We start from the raw sequence: 17,485 nt of genomic DNA on the forward strand, positions 1-17,485 counted from the left end.
TTAAATGCTTTTTTATTTTTGTTTGCTATAATGGAAATTAGAAAGAAGAATAAGTTGGGTGAATTCTAATGGCGTACAAAAAGATTTTATTAGCAGTAAATGTTTATGAAAGTGCTGATATCGTGATTAATTCAGCGGTAGATTTTTCTAAAAAGAATAATACTCAAATTTTAAAAGTTGTCACAGTTATTGATTGTGTTGCTCCGTTTATGCCATCAATCGTTGATTTTCAGCACTCTATTGAACAAGAAGCAAAAGAAGCTTTAGACAAACTAGTTACTAAAATCTCTGGAATTAAAGTTGAACATGAAGTACTAGTTGGTAACCCAGCTGCAGAAATAGTTGCTTATGCAGAAGAAAGTGGCTGTGATGTTATCGTTTTAGGGTCTCATGCTACTCATGGTGTTAACCTACTTTTAGGGTCTGTAGCTAATGCAGTATTGCATAAGGCTAAGTGTGATGTGCTAACTGTAAGAGTTAGTGATGATGAAAATGCAGATAGCAAAGCACATAATTACAAAAGTCTGCTTGTGCCGACTGATCTTGAAAATGACTCTTGTGTTGTTGTTAATAAAGCAAAAGATGTTGCCAAGCTATATGGTGCAAAAATTGATACTGCTTTTGTGATACCAAACGACAGTATTTCATTAATGACGACTGATAAGGTTGAGAGTGCGCTTAAGAAATTTGCTGAGAAAAATGCTATAACTGGTGAAAAATCAGTAATGATTGGTGGTATCTCAAATAGTTTATTAGAAAAAGCAGCAGAAAATAAAAATGATCTAATTGTTGTTGGAAGTCACAGAAGAAGCGCTATCGGTAGATTTTTCTTAGGTTCAACGGCAAATAGTATTTTGCATGAAGCAAATGTTGATGTTTTAGTTGTAAGACTTAAGTAAATAGCATTTTGTGCCTTCGCTACTGAATTTCTAGCACGCCCATTAGGAGGTATAATGTTTGGTTATATTAGCGATAAAAAAGTCGCTCTACTACCCTTAGCATTAGAAGCATTTTTTATGAGGTGTCTACTGTTTGTATGGCATTATTACCATCATATGCGGCTATAGGCATATTAGCACCATTATTATTTGTGGTATTAGAATATTACAAGGTATCGTAATAGGTGGATAAATATAGTGGTTCGGTTGTTATCTTAGTAGAAGCTGAATCTACACTGTATGCTAAGGTCAAAGCTGGTGTTAATGTCATTACTAGTGCCTTCGGCTGGATCTTATTAGCAATAGCGACTTTCCAAGTTATTAGGTACTTTATACCTAACCAAGCTATGGTAAGTGGTGGTTGGCATATGCTTTTTGGTATAGTAATTATACTGTGGTGTTATCGTTTTTCATTAAGCATAGTAGTGATGAGAAAAAGACAAAAAAATCTGATATTAGCTTAACAAAAATTATAATCAAAAATTATAAAAGCTTTAGTTTATATGATTCTGCTGTGTTTTTCTGGTGCTGTCGTTGCTTATTTTCAGATCACAATTTTGCCGAATATCATCAAGCAAACTCTAAAACAATTGGATGTTAATGTTGCAATATTTACAACTATTAGCATTATAATGTTTATCATTACATGCAGTATTGCTGCAAGACTGACAAAGTACTTCAAAATAAAAACTATTACAGCTTTTGGTTTAGTTTTGATGGTAGTACTATCATTAGCAATGTATGCTTTATGATAAAGCAAATAATGATTTATTAATAGTTTTCTTTGTAGTGATGGGACGATATTTGGTATATATTTATGGCAATATTATGGTGCTATTTACGGAGTGCTTACCCAAAGAAATTCGCTATACAGGCTTTGTTTTAGCTTATAATATTGATTTTGGTGTTTTTGGGGGTCTAATTGTCATTCTTATGCTTTTTCCTTGCTAAAGCTATATCTGACTACTTGGCGGTTGGAATAATATCTATCAGTGCAATAGTTGGACTAATAACAATTATATAAGTTTGATGCCAGAAAACCTTAAAAATTCGCTAATAAATGGCAAATAACTTTAAATAACTAACTATTTCGTAAGGTACTATTTATGAATCATTACTTTTTAAATGAAAGTTCTTTTATCTATAATATTAGTAACAAATTGTGTTTAGAGGATAACCTTAAAATTTTAAATATTTACCAGTATTTTAGTAAAGATACTAGTTTTTGTCGTAAGTTTGCTATTTACGATATTGTTCCAGCATATAACTCGATAGTTTTTCACTTTGACAATCAGGATATTTATGATTTGGAAAGAGCTATTTTAGCTAAAATTAGAAATATATATCTTAGTGCTAGTATCGATGCAAAAAGACATTATATCGATATCAGTTATACTGGAGCGGATTTGCACAGTGCAGCTGAAATACTTGGTTTAGATATTTACTAGGGTTAGATCAAAGCTTAAGCTTGCCGCGTTTAGCGACACCACGAACTAGAATTGATGTAGGCTCAGTTGCAATTGGTGGCTTGCAAACTACAATTTTTCCAGAGCAGTCTCCAAGTGACTGGAATATTATTAGAATATCTGATTTTAAAGATTTTGCTAAATTTAGTGCTGGCGATAAAATAATTTTTAGGAATAAATAATGCTTTTAAATAAACTGTGATTTAGGTGAGTGAGATGTTGTACATCCAATTGATGATAAACTTGTTGATTATATAGATATATCAAATATAGCTTGTGGTAGGCACGGAGGAGATAAAGGCAAGTGTTGATGACTATGTAAACTTTGTAGAGAGAAAAATGTCAAGATTGTAGCCCATATCTCATACCAAGACAAAGAAAATTTCGGTAGAAAAGTGATTGATATTAATCATGTTACTTTATGTGAATCTTTTGATGAACAATTTGCGTTATTTGATAGTAAGATTAAGGCTATAAAGCCATATAGAGCTTTATATAATCAGTTAAATGTTAAACAAAAACTAGCAAAAACCTTCATAGAGTAGTGTATTAAGAATGATGTAGATGAACTGGTTGTTAGTCCTTTTAGTGTGGTCAGAGAATATGCCAAAGAAAAAGGTATAAAAACTATTAATGAGAGTTTTACAGAAAGAGGTTATATGGCTTGATAATGATAATAATCCGATGCTAATACCTCGAGGTTAGACAAATGCTGAGATTGATTATGTGCAATTAGCTGTAGAGCAGTATAATCAGCTCAAACAAGGATTTATCAAAATTGCTGATGAGAAGGTTTATTTTTAAATCTCAAATTATATACATATCAGATAGCAATATAGCCTTAGAATTAGCACAGCAGTTGTATAAAAATAAAGGTTAAGTTTATGCAAGATATTTTCTCAACTAAGGGTGGTTTGGTCTTTGCTGTTTCACTACGTCAATATGGCTCACAAGATAAAGGGTATATCACCCCCCCCCACCGTGCTCAATCAGCTTAGTTTTATTATAGCTTATAATCTTGATGATAAGCCTAGTAATTTCCAAGCTATTGAGATGATCTATCCAGCAGAAATTACAGCTAACCAAGACGCTTTAGTTTGCTTATATAGCGCTAGCTATGAAGACAACTTGTATAGATTTCCATACAAAAGTGAGCTACAACCAAGTTTTCGTGCTTAACAAAGGGCATAAGCTAAAGTTTAAAGGTATAAAGAAAGTTTTTCATACGTTTATTTTAGCAGTTAAAGCCGAGTCACAAATACAAAAGACAAGATCACCACAACTTACAAGTTATATAAGTGAGGTTTATAGTAATAATCTAATAAAAGTGTTCAAGGGTCCAGAGTACAATATTCTCAAAGATAATTCTTTTTTCGAAAACTCTTGGACAATTTCAGCAAACTCTAGTCAAATAGGCTTATCTTTAGAAGGTGTTGCTCTTGATGCACAAAAGATAGAAATGATCTCCCAACCTGTAACAGACGGTACAATAAAATTAGCTCCAATTTCCAATAGTGTTGTTGCGACATCGTCAAACTGTAAGGAGGCTATCCGCGTATAGAAAATGTTATCGCAGCAGATATTAACAAACTGTTATAATTTGCGCCTAATACTAAAATTAAGTTTAAACTAGTAAGTTTAGAAGAGGCAGTAAGAGAAAATACTAGAGTAAAGCAACTTATTGAGTAAATGTTTTTCACTAAAAAACTTTAAATAGTTGCTTTTTTACTTTAAAATGTACGACTTTTTATAAAAAAACGCTAAATTTAGGGTTAAGAGGGTAGATTATTATTTTAGATTGATGTATAAAAGCAATATTTTTTAAAATATTTTTTTAAAATGATTTCTTGTTGTTATTCTTTATTTTTTTGTTATAAACTTTAAACTGTTAACATACTCAAAAAATATAATTAAGTAGTTAGGAGATTATATAAATGCTACGTAAGCTGGTTAAAAGTTTGATTCCAAGTCAAGATAAAATTTTTTTTGATTTAATGATAGAGGCAACAGAAGCTGTTGAAGACTCAGCTAGAATCCTTGATAAGTTAGTTAAAGAAGAAGATAATTTAACTATATCTGAACTATCTGAAGAGCTAAGATTAACAAGAACAGTAACAGTTGAAGTAGCTAATAAGATGGATCATGAATTAGCACGCTATTTTGTTACTCCAGTTGATAGGGTAGAGCTACATAATATTACTACTTTACTTTTAAAATTAAATCGAAGAATTGTTAAGATTCATAGATATATGCAGATATTGATGGAAGAAGAAAGAGGTAATGTAAATATATATCTAGCTAATAGTGTTGAAACATTACGTAAAATGACAAAAGTTTTAGATGATATGATGAAAGCTTTTGTCAACGGTGATTATAAAGAGCTTAAAAACCTTTACATAAGACTTACAGCATTAGATGAAAATATTTTAGAAGAATTAGGTCATGCGCTTAAGAAATTCTCTCACTATGAGGAAGGTGATGTAATTTTTATCATGAAAGTTAAAGATATATATAAGGCTATAGAAAGTGCGATATCTACGTGCACATCAGTAGCTGAGTCTATTATGAGATTATACGTTAAAGAAGTTTAGCTAATAAGGTAGATAAGATGATCACATCAGTGCTTATAGCGATTATTGTAATAGCATTGTTTTTTGAATTTACAAATGGCTTTCATGATGCAGCAAATGTGGTTGTAACACCTATTGCAACTAAATCGCTAACTCCGTATCAAGCAATAGCTTTAGCAGCATTTTTAAACTTTTTAGGAGCTTTCTTTGGTACAGCAGTTGCTGTAACGATATCAAAAGGTTTAGTAGATACTAATGTCATTACAGATATTGTTTTGATTTCTGCATTACTTGGAGCAATAAGTTGGAACTTTTTTACTTGGAGTTTTGGAATTCCTTCAAGCTCATCACATGCTTTGATAGGCTCTTTAGTTGGTGCGGTGATTATTAGCTCAAGCTATCAGAATGTAAACTACATGACTGTAGTTGATAAAGTTTTGATTCCAATGGTGAGCTCACCTGTTATGGCATTCTTTTTAGCATTGATAATATGTATCGCGTTGTTAAATATTTTTATGCGGTTCTTTATGGTAAGAAACACAAATAAGTACATAAGAGAAATGCAGGTGTTATCTACTAGTTTATTGTCTTTCTCTCATGGTTCTAATGATGCTCAAAAGACGATGTCGATAATAACTCTAGCGTTACTAAGTGCTGGGCTTGTCAAGTCTACTCAAGTTCCTGATTGGGTTATTATACTCTGTGGTGTTGCTATGGGATTAGGGACATTATCTGGAGGTAAAAAAATAATTAAAACATTAAGTGCCAAGCTGTCAAAACTAGAGCCTGTTAATGCTGTTTCAGCAGAGTTAAGTTCGGGAATCTTAGTATTAGGAGCTTCACATATTGGTTTGCCAGTTAGTACGACTCAAGTTGCATCAGGTTCTATTATGGGTGCTGGTTATGCTGACTCAGGCGTAAATTGGAAAGTCGTCAAGAAAATGGCAACCGTTTGGATTTTGACTATTCCCGCGTGTATAGTTGTTACTAGCATAATATATACTGTAATTTACTATATCTTTGGTAGTTTCTAAAAAAGCCTATGTCATAAAAAACTTCTATTAAAATACAAAAAGATTATAATTTAGCGTATTCAAAAATTACCCCCTAAAATTAATACAAACAAAAATAAATAAGCTTATGGTATTTATCTATTGGACTATGGTCATTCTTATAACTTTAGCTTTTATATCAATAGAGTTTAGAAGTGCTTTTGGTAAAGAGACATTATTCCATGATGTTATGAAGACATAGCGTCTGTATATAGTTTTTAGTGCTATTTTTGACTATTTTACGCTTATTTATAAGAAAGTTTGTTGAATTCCAATTATTGGTCAGCAACTTGTCTATAGTAAATTTAAGGCAATAGTTACTAAACTTGTCCATGGTTTTCTGTATATTTGGTTAATAACTATACCGTATTGGGTTGGTGTATAATAAGTGCTAAAGGAACTTATACAATTCCATTTAGTTTACCGTCAATCACGCCAGTTTTACCAAGAGCTGATGTTGTCAAAATCAAAGATATCCATGAGATTTTTGTATATATTGGTCTAACTGTGATATTTGTACATGCAATACAACAGTTGCTATTACAGAATTATTATATTTTAAGAGCAAGGTTTAGAAATAAAGTGTTTTATTGTATTGAAGTTGTATCTTTTTTATAACTGATCTAACGATTTTTAGGAGCTCATCTTTATATTTGGAATGTTTATAAACAAGTATTAGGTAGGACTCTAAAGGAAATTCTATTTCAAATCCTTCTACTTTTATGATACTACCATAACTTTAGTACAGCATCGTAATAAAACTTTGGCATAAAGCCTATAGTGTTTTCACTCTTAAGTAGGTTGACCTTTTGTATTTCATTATCGACAGTGAACATGATATTATCAAGGTTGAGCTTATAATTTATTGCTATGTTTAACTCATTTATACCTAGAAAAAATCATATATGTTAAAAACAAGAGGTGCTTCGAGAACTTTTTCGGGATTGTTATGTAAATTTTACAAACTTTCTATTACCATATACATAAGCTAGCAGCTTAACTGCATCTACAGATGAGCAAACTATCCAGTCATCAAGATCTATATGCTCAAGATATTTATTGAATATTTGTATAACATTATAAGAATCAAACTGAAACTGACTACCATTAAAGTTGTCAACTTGCTAGCTATCAAGAGCAAAGTTAAAGGCATCATTATTTATTTGTTGTATTTGTGGTAAGGCTAAATCAATTATTATCTTGATAAATAATGGTGTGCCAAGTATTTTTATCAATTGGCGCTATGTAAAACCACTTTGCTTTACATTATGGATGGTGTTTTCAATATCATTAAATATTTTGTTACAAGAGTGAAAGTATTTCATACCATCACTAGTAGGAGATATACGATTCTGTACATTTCTTATAAGTTTAAGATCAAGATATTTTTCGAGTATTTCTATTTTATTTTTTATAGTATTTAACTTTCTACATTATAGTATTTTTCACTGAGCTATATGATCCTAATTCTACTAGTTTGAGAAAATAGCAAGTTGCTTCAATTATATCTTTATTGATAGCACTCATTGGATATATCGCTTTGGTATAGTTAGCTTATTAATTCATAGTAACATCAGAATATAGTTTTCTAAAGAATTAAAAGAAAGTAACAATATCATCGATAGTTTCTCTTTGAGTGCGATAATTATTTACAGCAGCCCTAGTATCTTCATAACCTATAGCTATACCGCATAAAAGAGTATAATCATCAAATCCTGTTAATCCTTTTTTAACTATATCAGGATAATGACCTAGAGATGCTTGTGGACATGTTGCTAATCCTAAATCAGTAGCAGCTAAAAGAATCGATTGTATCAGCATTCCACAGTCGATGTAGCAGCTAATTCCAGTATCTGGATGTTTAAAAATAAACATTGCAGTAGGCGAATTAAACGAAAGGTAGTTCTTTTCCCATTGTTCGATGCGCTGCTGTTTATCTTCTCTAGCTATACCTAGGGCATTATATAAATCATGTCCACACTTGACAGCACGCTCTTTAAGCTTGCCTTCTAGTGGAATATCGCCACTGTATTCATATTCCATTCGAGGTTTTTCATTATTATTATAAGCTACTAGAATTTTATCCATAAGGTCTATTTTCTTTTGTCCACTAACTATGGCTATTTTCCATGGTTGAGTGTTTTTATTAGAAGGTGTCCATCTTGCAGCATCAAAGAGTTGTTCTAGTTTTTCTTGAGCAATTGGTTTATCTAAAAATTGCCTGACACATTTACGAGTTTTTAGTGCTTGTAGAGTTTGCATAATTTCACCAATTATAGTTTATTGTCTATGATTGCTTTAATCTTGAAAATATATACTTTACTTTGTTTAGCTTCAAAAAGTCAAATCTTTAGCTAGCTAATCAACAGTCCAAGTGTAACTTAAGTTAGTTACATAAGTTGACAAAGTAAATACTTCTTTGTATATTTAATCTTTACCTCTCTACAAATTTAATTTGATAAAGAAGGTTATATGTCGAAGTTTAAAAAGGAGGTAAATATGAAATTATCACATATATTTACAAAAAGAATTTCTTTATCTAAGACTCTTAGTAAGAGGCCACAAGGACTTAAATGCTTGATAAAGAACCATACTGAAGAATAACAAAATTAAAAAATAATTTTTATTCTAAAGCTATAAAATAGCTCCTAAACGCTAAAGGAGGAGGGTAAGAAAGTGTTTACGAAAAATGGCTTTTACTTATTTTATTACGGTTATATTAATTTTTAATTCTGGTTGGATTGATAGTGTAGTTTTGTATAACTCTTTTGGTGCCAGTGTCGCGGTGATGTCTGGAAACTTAAGAATTTTGGGCCATAGTATAGCCGGTTCAGATTGGTTTTTTATGTATAAAGTAGCGATACTTATTGCTGGGCTTGTTGTTGGAGCAGCTATAAATGGTGTTATCATGAAAACTGATGTTTATGTGATATCAGAAGATCATACTAAAACATTAGTTTTACAAAGTGCTGTAATGCTTACAGGTACTTTGCTTATAGATATTTTTAATAACTATCGTGTTATTGATGATTTATTTTTAGCAATGGCAATGGGGATGCAAAATAGTTTTACTACCCTATTTTTTGGAGGCTTTGCTCGTACAACACATATGACTGGAACTACTACTGATTTGGGCATTGAGATAGGCAGAGTTCTACGCGGTAATACCGATAATCTTTGGAAGATACCTTTTTTTGCGACATGTATGATAATGTTTGTGATAGGTAATGAGGCGAGTGTCATTTGGGTTCAGATTTCAGGAGAGTATTTTACATTAATGTTATTCCCTTCAGTAATATTACCTATATTTGTCGGTATTGTGATTTTACTAACCTAAAATATGAAATTTAAAATTACAGTCTTTAATTTAACGGTAATAAGTCAAAAGAGTTCAGAATTTGTATAGCAATAATAACAATAGCAATAAATTACTATTAGTAAAGCTGTAATTGAAGAGCTTACTAAGGCTTTTTGTTTGCGATAGTTAATAACCCATAGCATCATAACAGGTAGAGCTACCTGTAATACAGCAACAAAAATACTGGCATAGCCTAAAGCTGTTTTAAAACCATTAGGATAAGCGGTAGCATAAATATATGCTGATAAGAAAGTTATTATAAAAGCAAGTATTTTATGTTTATGGGTGTTCTTAGAAATTTTATAAGTGCTACGATTAAAGTCAAATAGTCCTAGAGCTACTCCTAGAAAAGATGTTGCTAAAGCAAAGAAACCAAATAAAAATGATATTGTTGAGATATAGCCAGAGCTAGTGCTAAAGTGATCGATTATCACCGAGGTTATCTCACAAGAATGCTTACCAAGAATACCGCTTGGTGTAGTAACTGGTAATGAGCCAAGAGTCGCAAAAATCCATAATAAATACACTACTAATGGTATCGAGCTTCCTATTATAATAGCTTGGCGTAAAGATCTTTTATTTGATCCTACATAAGTTCTAAGAGTAGGAATTATATGATGAAAGCCAAATGAAGTTAGTGTATTGGAAACTCTACCCAAATAAAATTTGGATTTTTGATTTGATAGCTAAGATGATCTAGTGAAACATGAGGTATAAGTATAGCAACCAATAATAAAAATGCCAAAAGTTTACCAGAAAACATAATTTTGTTAATATGGTCAATGATTTTAGTACTGATGTATATAAAAACCCCAAGGATAAGTATAAAAATAATACACGTAGTTTTTTCTGATAAACTAATACCAAGACTACTAAGAGTTGTCGAGATTAGTGAGCCACCTCCAACAGTATAAGCAGCTATAAGTGAATCAAGTAGTAGCACGTAGCAAACCCAAATGATAACAACACCAATAGGACCAAGAGTCTGACTTGTCATTTCGACAAAATTAGCACCATCATCCATCTTTAAATTAACTTCTGCTAAGACTAAAGCTGTGAAAGTCATTAATGCCCAAATGCAAATAATCAGTATCGAGCCAATCAAAAAACCACAGCTAGCTACAGTCGCAGGAATTGCTAACATTCCAGCACCAATACAAGTGCCAGATATAATCATCGCCGCACCAAATTTTCTTGATAAAATCATATTAATTTTAAAATCACAACTCTATCTTTTAAAGCTTATAATGTAGTTATTATAACTTATATAAGATTGTTATTTTTATAAAATGGGCACTATGAAAGATAAAATTAAGCAAGCTCTCAATCAACTAAATGTTCAAGCAACTGATATTCAAATTACCCAATGGTTAGACTATCTTAAACTATTAGAGAAATGGAATAAAGTCTATAATATGACAGCTATTAAAAATATTGATGATATGTTGGTTAAGCATTTGTTTGATAGTTTAGCTGTTGCTAAATATATCAAAGGTAACTCAACAATTGATGTTGGTACAGGCGGTGGTTTACCTGGTGTTGTCTTAGCTATACTATATCCACAACATCAGTTTACTTTGGTTGATAGTGTTGGTAAGAAAATTATCTTTCTTAAGAATGTAAAAAAGACGCTTGGGCTAGCTAATATCCAACCGCTAAACTCAAGAGTTGAGAATCTACAAGGTAGCTTTAATAATATTATCTCACGAGCATTTAGCTCAGTAGATACATTTTATGAGTTGTGTAAACACTTGCTGACTGATGCTAATCAAATGTTAGTAATGAAAGGTCGAGATTTAGAGGAGAGAAACTTAGAATCTTTACCTTTAAATATTGAAAAGTATAGTATCAAAATTCCTTTTTTAAACGCAGAGAGAAACCTTATTGTGATGAGGAAGAAGTCATGATAGACAAAGAATTTATAAAAGATTCATATATAAGTATTAGCAAAAGTATAGCTACTAGAACTAATCTTTTAGCAGTTAGTAAGTATCAGCCTATAGACAAAATAAAGTATTTAGCAAGTCTTGGACAGCTTGATTTTGGTGAAAATTATTTTCAAGAATTAAAGCAGAAGGCTCAAAAGCTACCTCACTTAAGATGGCATTTTGTCGGCTCGCTACAGTCGCGTAAGATAAAACATATTGTTAAATATGTTAGTTCAATTCAAAGTGTCGAAAAGCTAGAACAACTTGAAAAAATTGACAAAGCAGCAAATCTGTTAGCCAAGAAAATAGAGGTTTTTTTACAAATAAATATCAATGATGATACAAATAAATCTGGTTTTATGTCAACACAGTTACAAGATGTCGTAAAATGTATAAATATAGCCAAAGATTTTGTAAATCTCAAAGTTGTTGGGCTTATGTGTATTCCAGCTAAATCGGCAACAGCTCAAAATAGCTTTGCAAAAATGAAAAAATTCTTTGATGAAGTTAATGCTAGTTTAGTTCAAGAGCTAAAACTAACACGATTATCAATGGGAATGAGTGCCGACTATAAATTAGCAATACGGTATGGTAGTACGGATGTTAGGATTGGCAGTAGTTTGTTTGGTGAAAGACCAAACTTCTAATTTATAGTATTTGACTTTAGCACGAGATTTACAAATTCTTTGACTTTCGGTTGCACAAATTTGTTTTTTGATAATAGATAAATATATCCTGTTGTTCTAGAAATTCATCTTTTAAAAGCTCGAAAAGGCCTCCTGCTTGTATTTCTTTTGTTACAATATATTCATGGAATTGCGCAATTCCAAAACCAGTTAATACAAACTCTTTTATGAACTCAATATTATTTGCCGAGAGCTTAGAGAGAAATGTACGCGGATTTAGCTTATTTTCTTTGATATTATCCAATGGGGTAACTCTAGATTTATGTGGAATATATTTATGATTAGCGAGATCTGCTAAGCTTTTTGGAGTACCATTTTGTTGTAGATAAGCTGGGCTAGCACATAAGATATATCTTGTCGTAGTTGCCTTACGCGCAATTATGTCTTCTGGAGGTGTCCAATTAACACTGAGAATTATATCAGTTTCTTGTGTTCTAAAGTCTGGCATTTTTTCTTCAATATTTACTTGAATATGAACTTTTGTGAATTTGTTTGAATACTGTTGTATAAGATCAATAAGAATATTTTTAGCAAAGAATGACGAGGTGTTTATTTTCAAAATACCAGATGGCTCTTTATGAAAAGACTCTGCTAAATCGCGAATATTGTCAATTTCATTTTGTAATGTTTTGCAATAATTAAACAAAAGTATATCCTCATGAGTTAGAGATAGTGAACGCGTTGTCCTATTAAGTAAGTCCACTCTTAGCTCTTTTTCTAATTGCTTAACAGTATATGGCTCACAGCAGCTTTTGTAATCCCTAGTGCTTTTGTAGTATTAGTAAAGCTACCTATACACCACTAGCTTATAAAATGTTTCAAATAAATTTATAGAGATATTTTTATGTTTGTTCATTGTCAAATAAATATAAATCTGTGGCAATATATAGATATTGTATGATTTACCATATCTTATACTTAAATTTTTTCTAAAAGGATTAACTATGAAAACTTAAAAATCATAATGTTACTAACATATATAAGCATAGCTAGTGCATCTACTGTAATCATAAATCCAGCTTTATCTGATATTTCTAGAGAATTTGATCTTTCATCAGGAGCGGTTGAATGGTTGGTAAGTATATTTTTATTGGGCTATGTACTAGGCCAGATAATTTATGGACTAATCGCTAAACGTTACGCTGATGTTGTAAATTTAGGATTGGGATTGCTGATTATGTCTGTTCTAGTGACTTGGTCGATTTATTACGGCATTAGGATCATCTTTTGGGCTTGTATGTACTTTTATTATTTTGAATAATTCTGTAGAGCCAAGCAGAACAAAGACAGCATTATCATTTGCAACAATATCTTTTGCGTTATTAATAAGCTTAGCTATTTAAATCGGTAGTGTTATAACTATATATGCAATGGAATTATTGCTTTTATGTACTTTTAGTACATGGAATAATCATGTTTGGCTGTAGTTTGTCATATCAAAATATTAAGGATGTTAGCTATGTGTCGAATATTAACAATATACTTAATAGCTATAAGCAAGTGCTAGTAATACAAAGTTGCTAGTTTTTGCTCTCACAATAGGTGTGATGACGGTTTTAGCTATTGTTACGCAACTTCTTAGTCCTTTTATAAGAAGTCAGCTATTTGGCTTTAGCAGTGCTGAATATGGTTTGTGGAATACTATGACTATTATTGGTTTTGTTACAGGATTTTTGATAGTTGCTAAGATAGTAAATAAATATAGTAGTAAAAGCATTTTGATCATAGCACTAGTTACAATGATGAATTTGCTTATATTACTGGCTGTATTACAGCTTGTTGGAGCTGTTACACCATTTAGATTTTTTGTGTTGATGACATTGATGTACTTTGTAAGCAATTTTATATATTCTACAGCTTCGCATTTGGCTTCTAATGTTATTGAGTGCCGAGCTAGTGCTTCTAATGCGATGAATTTTGTCAATATGTTAACTGGAATAGTAGGTTGTCTCTATAATGGGCTATTTACCGTTAGAATATATTTGGAGCTTTATTGTATTATGTATAGTTTTACCTCTAATATGCTTAGTATTGATAGTTAGAATTCGACTATAAAGATAAAATTGCATCTACATCTAGCTATCAAAAATCTAATATAGTAAAATTTTCTTAAGAGATAAGCTTAGAGAGAACAATGACTTCTTTAGACAAAATCAATAGTTATTTTGAAAGTAGTATTCAGGCTAAAATAGAGACCGCTAATGCATTACCACCAGCTATAGCACAAGCTACAAAGGCGATGGTTTCTTGTTTAGAAAATGGTGGTAAGATTCTAGTTTGTGGTAACGGGGGCTCTGGAGTTATCGCTCAGCATTTTAGTTCTAAACTATTAAATCACTTTGAGATGGAGCGACCTCCTCTTCCAGCAATAGCTTTGACAGGAGATGTTGCAACAATCACAGCTGTTGGCAATTACTATGGGTTTGAACAAATTTTTGCAAAGCAAGTAGCTGCTCTAGGTAATGAAGATGATATTTTATTAGTTATAACAACTAGTGGTGATTCTGAAAATATTCTTAGTGCTGTTGAGGAGGCTCATGATCTGGAAATGAAAGTAATAGCATTAACCGGTGGTAGTAGTGGTAGGCTTCAGAATATGTACAATACAGATGATATTGAGCTAAGAGTGCCATCAGATAGTATAGCAAATATTCAAGAAAATCATTTTCTCATAGTTCACTGTTTATGTGATATTATCGATCAAAAATTATTTGCAGGCTTAGAAGATTAGTTTAATGATGTTTAAACCAATAACCAAAAATCTGTGTTTACTAATAGTTATGTTTAGTTTATCAGCATGTGGGATTATTGAACCATATACAGCTCCTGTGCCACAAGGTAAAGAAATAAAAAACAAAAAGCTTTTTGAAGCTAAACCAAATATGACAAAAAGTGAAGTTACTTATATTCTTGGTTCTCCAGATATCATAGATACTTTTAATCCTAATCAATACATTTATATAAATACTTATAAGAAAAATATGCAAGGTAGTCAGTTTAATGAATCAAAACTAATATTAACCTTTAATAATCAAGATAGGCTAGTAGGTATTTCTGGTAACTATACACCGCCAACTAAGGATCCTGTATTCTAGAACTTAAAATAACTACTATAACTAATATAACATTCTCAAAAAAGAGGATAAACTTTGGCGAAATTACTGATTAAGCAGCTGTTGCAAGAGTTTTTATTTTAGCGCTTAAATGAGACTTATGTCTAGCAGCTTTGTTCTTGTGGATTAAACCCTTAGTAGCATACTTATCTAGTATAGGAACAACCTTAGCAAAGTTTTCTTTTGCTGCTTCTACATTGCCTTTTTCAATTGCGTAAGCTGTTTTCTTTAAGAAAGTTCTCATCATTGAACGACGTGCAACATTGTGTTGACGATTTCTTTCAGCCTGAATAATTCTCTTTTTTGCTTGTTTTGAGTTAGCCAATTTAATTCTCCAGTTTTAACTTTTTATAGCCCTAAGTTTCTCTAGGGGATATGCGAGAAACACAAATATAAATTAATAGCTAAAGTATTTTGCATATATTGTACATTATTGTCAATAAATATTTGTAGTATTATTAACTAATATTTAGTTATTTTATCGCAATCACTACATTTTAAAGTAATTTTGTAGCATAATAGGTATCTAGATTTATTAAATAAACAATTACTTTCTAGTAGTAACAATAGCTAAATATTATGAAAAATATCAGAAACTTTTCGATAATTGCTCATATTGACCATGGCAAATCAACTCTTTCGGATAGATTTATACAAGTCTGTAATGGTTTAAGTGAGCGTGAAATGAAGGAGCAGGTGCTCGACTCTATGGATATAGAAAGAGAGCGTGGAATTACGATTAAGGCGCAGTCTGTAACGCTTGATTATACAGCTAGAGATGGCCAGACATATCAGCTTAATTTCATTGATACTCCAGGTCATGTTGATTTCTCTTATGAGGTATCACGCTCATTAGCAGCTTGTGAAGGAGCTTTGCTTGTGGTAGATGCAGCTCAAGGTGTAGAAGCCCAGACATTAGCAAACTGTTATACCGCTATTGAGCAGAATCTAGAAGTTATACCAATATTAAATAAAATTGATCTACCGTCTGCAGAGCCAGATAGAGTAGCACAAGAAATCGAAGAAATAATCGGTATAGATGCTACAGATGTAACAACATGTAGTGCAAAAACAGGTATAGGTGTAGGGGATGTTTTAGAAACAATAGTTGCCAAAGTCCCAGCACCACAAGGAGGTGTAGAAGATAAGTTACAGGCATTAATTATTGACTCGTGGTTTGATAATTATCTAGGTGTTGTATCTTTAGTTAGAATTAGAAATGGTATTATCAAAAAAGGTGAGAAAATAAAAGTTATGTCAACTGGAGTTGCTTATCAGGTTGATAGACTTGGGGTATTTACGCCGAAAATGAAAGATCTAGATCATCTAAAAGCAGGAGAGGTTGGATTTATCGTTGCTGGGATTAAAGATATTCACGGTGCCCCAGTTGGTGATACGCTCACACATGCACATAACCCAACAGATAAACCTGTACCTGGATTTAAAAAGGTTCAAACTCAAGTTTATGTTGGGATGTTTACCATAAGCTCAGATGATTATCCTGATTTTAGAGAGGCTCTAGAAAAACTAAGTTTAAATGACGCCTCATTATTTTTTGAACCAGAAGTATCACAAGCCTTAGGTTTTGGCTTTAGATGTGGTTTCTTGGGTATGTTACATATGGAGATTATCCAAGAGAGATTAGAACGAGAGTACAACCTTGATTTAATTACTTCAGCACCAACAGTTGTTTATAAAGCTATTAAAAAAGATGGTGAAATTATAGAGGTTGATAATCCATCTAAACTACCAGAACCAGGAGCAATAGCTGAGATACAAGAGCCAATTGTAAGAGCGAATATTCTCGTGCCAAAAGATTATGTTGGTAGTGTAATTACTATCTGTGTTGAGAAAAGAGGTTCTCAGGTTGATATGAATTATGTTGGGAATCAGGTTTCGATAACTTATGATTTGCCAATGATCGAAGTTGTGTCTGATTTCTTTGATACGCTTAAGTCGGTAACCAAAGGCTATGGTTCGCTAGATTATGAGTTAATTCGTTATGAATCTGCTGATATGGTATGCTTAGATGTGCTTATAAATGGTGACAAGGTTGATGCTTTAGCAAGTATTGTGCATAGAGATCAAGCTAAATATAAAGGTAGAGAACTTGTTGAGCGTCTAAAAGAATTTATTCCTAGACAAATGTTTGAAGTGGTCATTCAAGCAGCAATCGGCGGTACTATTATCGCTAGAAGTACTGTTAAGGCATTACGTAAGAATGTCTTGGCAAAATGTTATGGTGGCGATGTCTCACGTAAGAAAAAACTCTTAGAGAAGCAAAAAGAGGGGAAAAAGAGAATGAAGAATATTGGTTCTGTTGAGATTCCTCAAGAAGCTTTCCTGTCTGTACTTAAAAAATAAAATTTATAGA

13 protein-coding genes and 7 pseudogenes are annotated in these 17,485 nt (G+C 31.9%); 16 read left to right on the plus strand and 4 right to left on the minus strand.

Translation table 11 applies throughout. The features are described from left to right. The first annotated feature begins 68 nt into the window (after positions 1–68). From C9379_RS02235 to C9379_RS02280, 9 genes and pseudogenes are all read left to right on the plus strand, one after another. Complete coding sequence (locus C9379_RS02235; protein ID WP_143384765.1) at positions 69–899, plus strand: universal stress protein; 831 nt, start codon at positions 69–71, stop codon at positions 897–899. Between the two features lie 117 nt (positions 900–1,016). Beyond that, positions 1,017–2,009: pseudogene (locus C9379_RS02240) on the plus strand (MFS transporter). Positions 2,010–2,044: 35 nt separating this feature from the next. Beyond that, positions 2,045–2,586, plus strand: a pseudogene (locus tag C9379_RS02245) (carboxyltransferase domain-containing protein). Between the two features lie 87 nt (positions 2,587–2,673). Further along, positions 2,674–2,949 (plus strand): annotated as a pseudogene (locus C9379_RS08700) (LamB/YcsF family protein). Positions 2,950–3,288: 339 nt separating this feature from the next. After that, positions 3,289–4,093 (plus strand): annotated as a pseudogene (locus C9379_RS08705) (5-oxoprolinase subunit C family protein). A 245-nt stretch (positions 4,094–4,338) separates the two neighbouring features. Continuing rightward, the gene (locus C9379_RS02265; protein ID WP_143384766.1) at positions 4,339–4,995 is read left to right on the plus strand and encodes a PhoU family transcriptional regulator; all 657 of its coding nucleotides are present in this window, start codon (positions 4,339–4,341) and stop codon (positions 4,993–4,995) included. Positions 4,996–5,012: 17 nt separating this feature from the next. Next, positions 5,013–6,008 carry an inorganic phosphate transporter gene (locus C9379_RS02270; protein WP_143384767.1) on the plus strand — a complete coding sequence of 332 codons (996 nt, stop codon included), beginning with the start codon at positions 5,013–5,015 and terminating at the stop codon, positions 6,006–6,008. A 106-nt stretch (positions 6,009–6,114) separates the two neighbouring features. Further along, entirely contained in the window at positions 6,115–6,228 is a 114-nt protein-coding gene (locus C9379_RS02275) for a cytochrome B (protein WP_318263308.1), read from the plus strand. A 146-nt stretch (positions 6,229–6,374) separates the two neighbouring features. Continuing rightward, a complete protein-coding gene (locus C9379_RS02280; protein WP_343377506.1) occupies positions 6,375–6,644 on the plus strand; it encodes a hypothetical protein in 270 nt (89 codons plus the stop codon). A 978-nt stretch (positions 6,645–7,622) separates the two neighbouring features. Here C9379_RS02280 and C9379_RS02285 read toward each other — a convergent pair. Continuing rightward, a complete protein-coding gene (locus C9379_RS02285; RefSeq protein ID WP_143384768.1) occupies positions 7,623–8,288 on the minus strand; it encodes a nitroreductase in 666 nt (221 codons plus the stop codon). Between the two features lie 427 nt (positions 8,289–8,715). Between C9379_RS02285 and C9379_RS02290 the strand changes: the two genes are divergently transcribed. After that, positions 8,716–9,363: a YoaK family protein gene (locus C9379_RS02290; protein WP_143384769.1), complete on the plus strand. Its 648-nt coding sequence runs from the start codon at positions 8,716–8,718 to the stop codon at positions 9,361–9,363. Between the two features lie 44 nt (positions 9,364–9,407). Here the strand turns inward: C9379_RS02290 and C9379_RS02295 are convergent. Continuing rightward, positions 9,408–10,591, minus strand: a pseudogene (locus tag C9379_RS02295) (amino acid permease). An 82-nt stretch (positions 10,592–10,673) separates the two neighbouring features. On the opposite strand from C9379_RS02295, the gene rsmG reads away from it, so the two are divergent. Both rsmG and C9379_RS02305 read left to right on the plus strand, forming a co-directional pair. Beyond that, positions 10,674–11,291, plus strand: coding sequence for a 16S rRNA (guanine(527)-N(7))-methyltransferase RsmG (gene rsmG / locus C9379_RS02300; RefSeq protein ID WP_143384770.1), 618 nt, complete (start codon positions 10,674–10,676; stop codon positions 11,289–11,291). Beyond that, the gene (locus C9379_RS02305) at positions 11,288–11,959 is read left to right on the plus strand and encodes a YggS family pyridoxal phosphate-dependent enzyme (protein WP_143384771.1); all 672 of its coding nucleotides are present in this window, start codon (positions 11,288–11,290) and stop codon (positions 11,957–11,959) included. The genes rsmG and C9379_RS02305 overlap by 4 nt, the downstream gene beginning before the upstream one ends. On the opposite strand, the pseudogene C9379_RS02310 reads toward C9379_RS02305, so the two are convergent. Next, a pseudogene (locus C9379_RS02310) lies at positions 11,956–12,854 on the minus strand (LysR family transcriptional regulator). The gene C9379_RS02305 and the pseudogene C9379_RS02310 overlap by 4 nt on opposite strands. A gap of 108 nt (positions 12,855–12,962) precedes the next feature. Between C9379_RS02310 and C9379_RS02315 the strand changes: the two are divergent. From C9379_RS02315 to C9379_RS02325, 3 genes and pseudogenes are all read left to right on the plus strand, one after another. Next, positions 12,963–14,053, plus strand: a pseudogene (locus C9379_RS02315) (MFS transporter). Between the two features lie 79 nt (positions 14,054–14,132). Then, positions 14,133–14,729, plus strand: a complete 597-nt coding sequence (locus C9379_RS02320) for a D-sedoheptulose-7-phosphate isomerase (protein ID WP_143384772.1) — start codon at positions 14,133–14,135, stop codon at positions 14,727–14,729. A 7-nt stretch (positions 14,730–14,736) separates the two neighbouring features. Next, positions 14,737–15,093 carry an outer membrane protein assembly factor BamE domain-containing protein gene (locus C9379_RS02325; protein WP_143384989.1) on the plus strand — a complete coding sequence of 119 codons (357 nt, stop codon included), beginning with the start codon at positions 14,737–14,739 and terminating at the stop codon, positions 15,091–15,093. Positions 15,094–15,163: 70 nt separating this feature from the next. On the opposite strand, the gene rpsT is transcribed toward C9379_RS02325, so the two are convergent. Beyond that, the gene (rpsT, locus tag C9379_RS02330; RefSeq protein ID WP_143384773.1) at positions 15,164–15,436 is read right to left on the minus strand and encodes a 30S ribosomal protein S20; all 273 of its coding nucleotides are present in this window, start codon (positions 15,434–15,436) and stop codon (positions 15,164–15,166) included. Between the two features lie 254 nt (positions 15,437–15,690). On the opposite strand from rpsT, the gene lepA reads away from it, so the two are divergent. Further along, positions 15,691–17,475 (plus strand): translation elongation factor 4, encoded by a 1,785-nt coding sequence (gene lepA, locus C9379_RS02335; protein WP_143384774.1) that lies wholly within the window; start codon positions 15,691–15,693, stop codon positions 17,473–17,475. The last annotated feature ends 10 nt before the right edge of the window (positions 17,476–17,485 follow it).

Origin of the sequence: Francisella-like endosymbiont (genome assembly GCF_003069505.1) — a bacterium.
Lineage (GTDB): Bacteria > Pseudomonadota > Gammaproteobacteria > Francisellales > Francisellaceae > Francisella.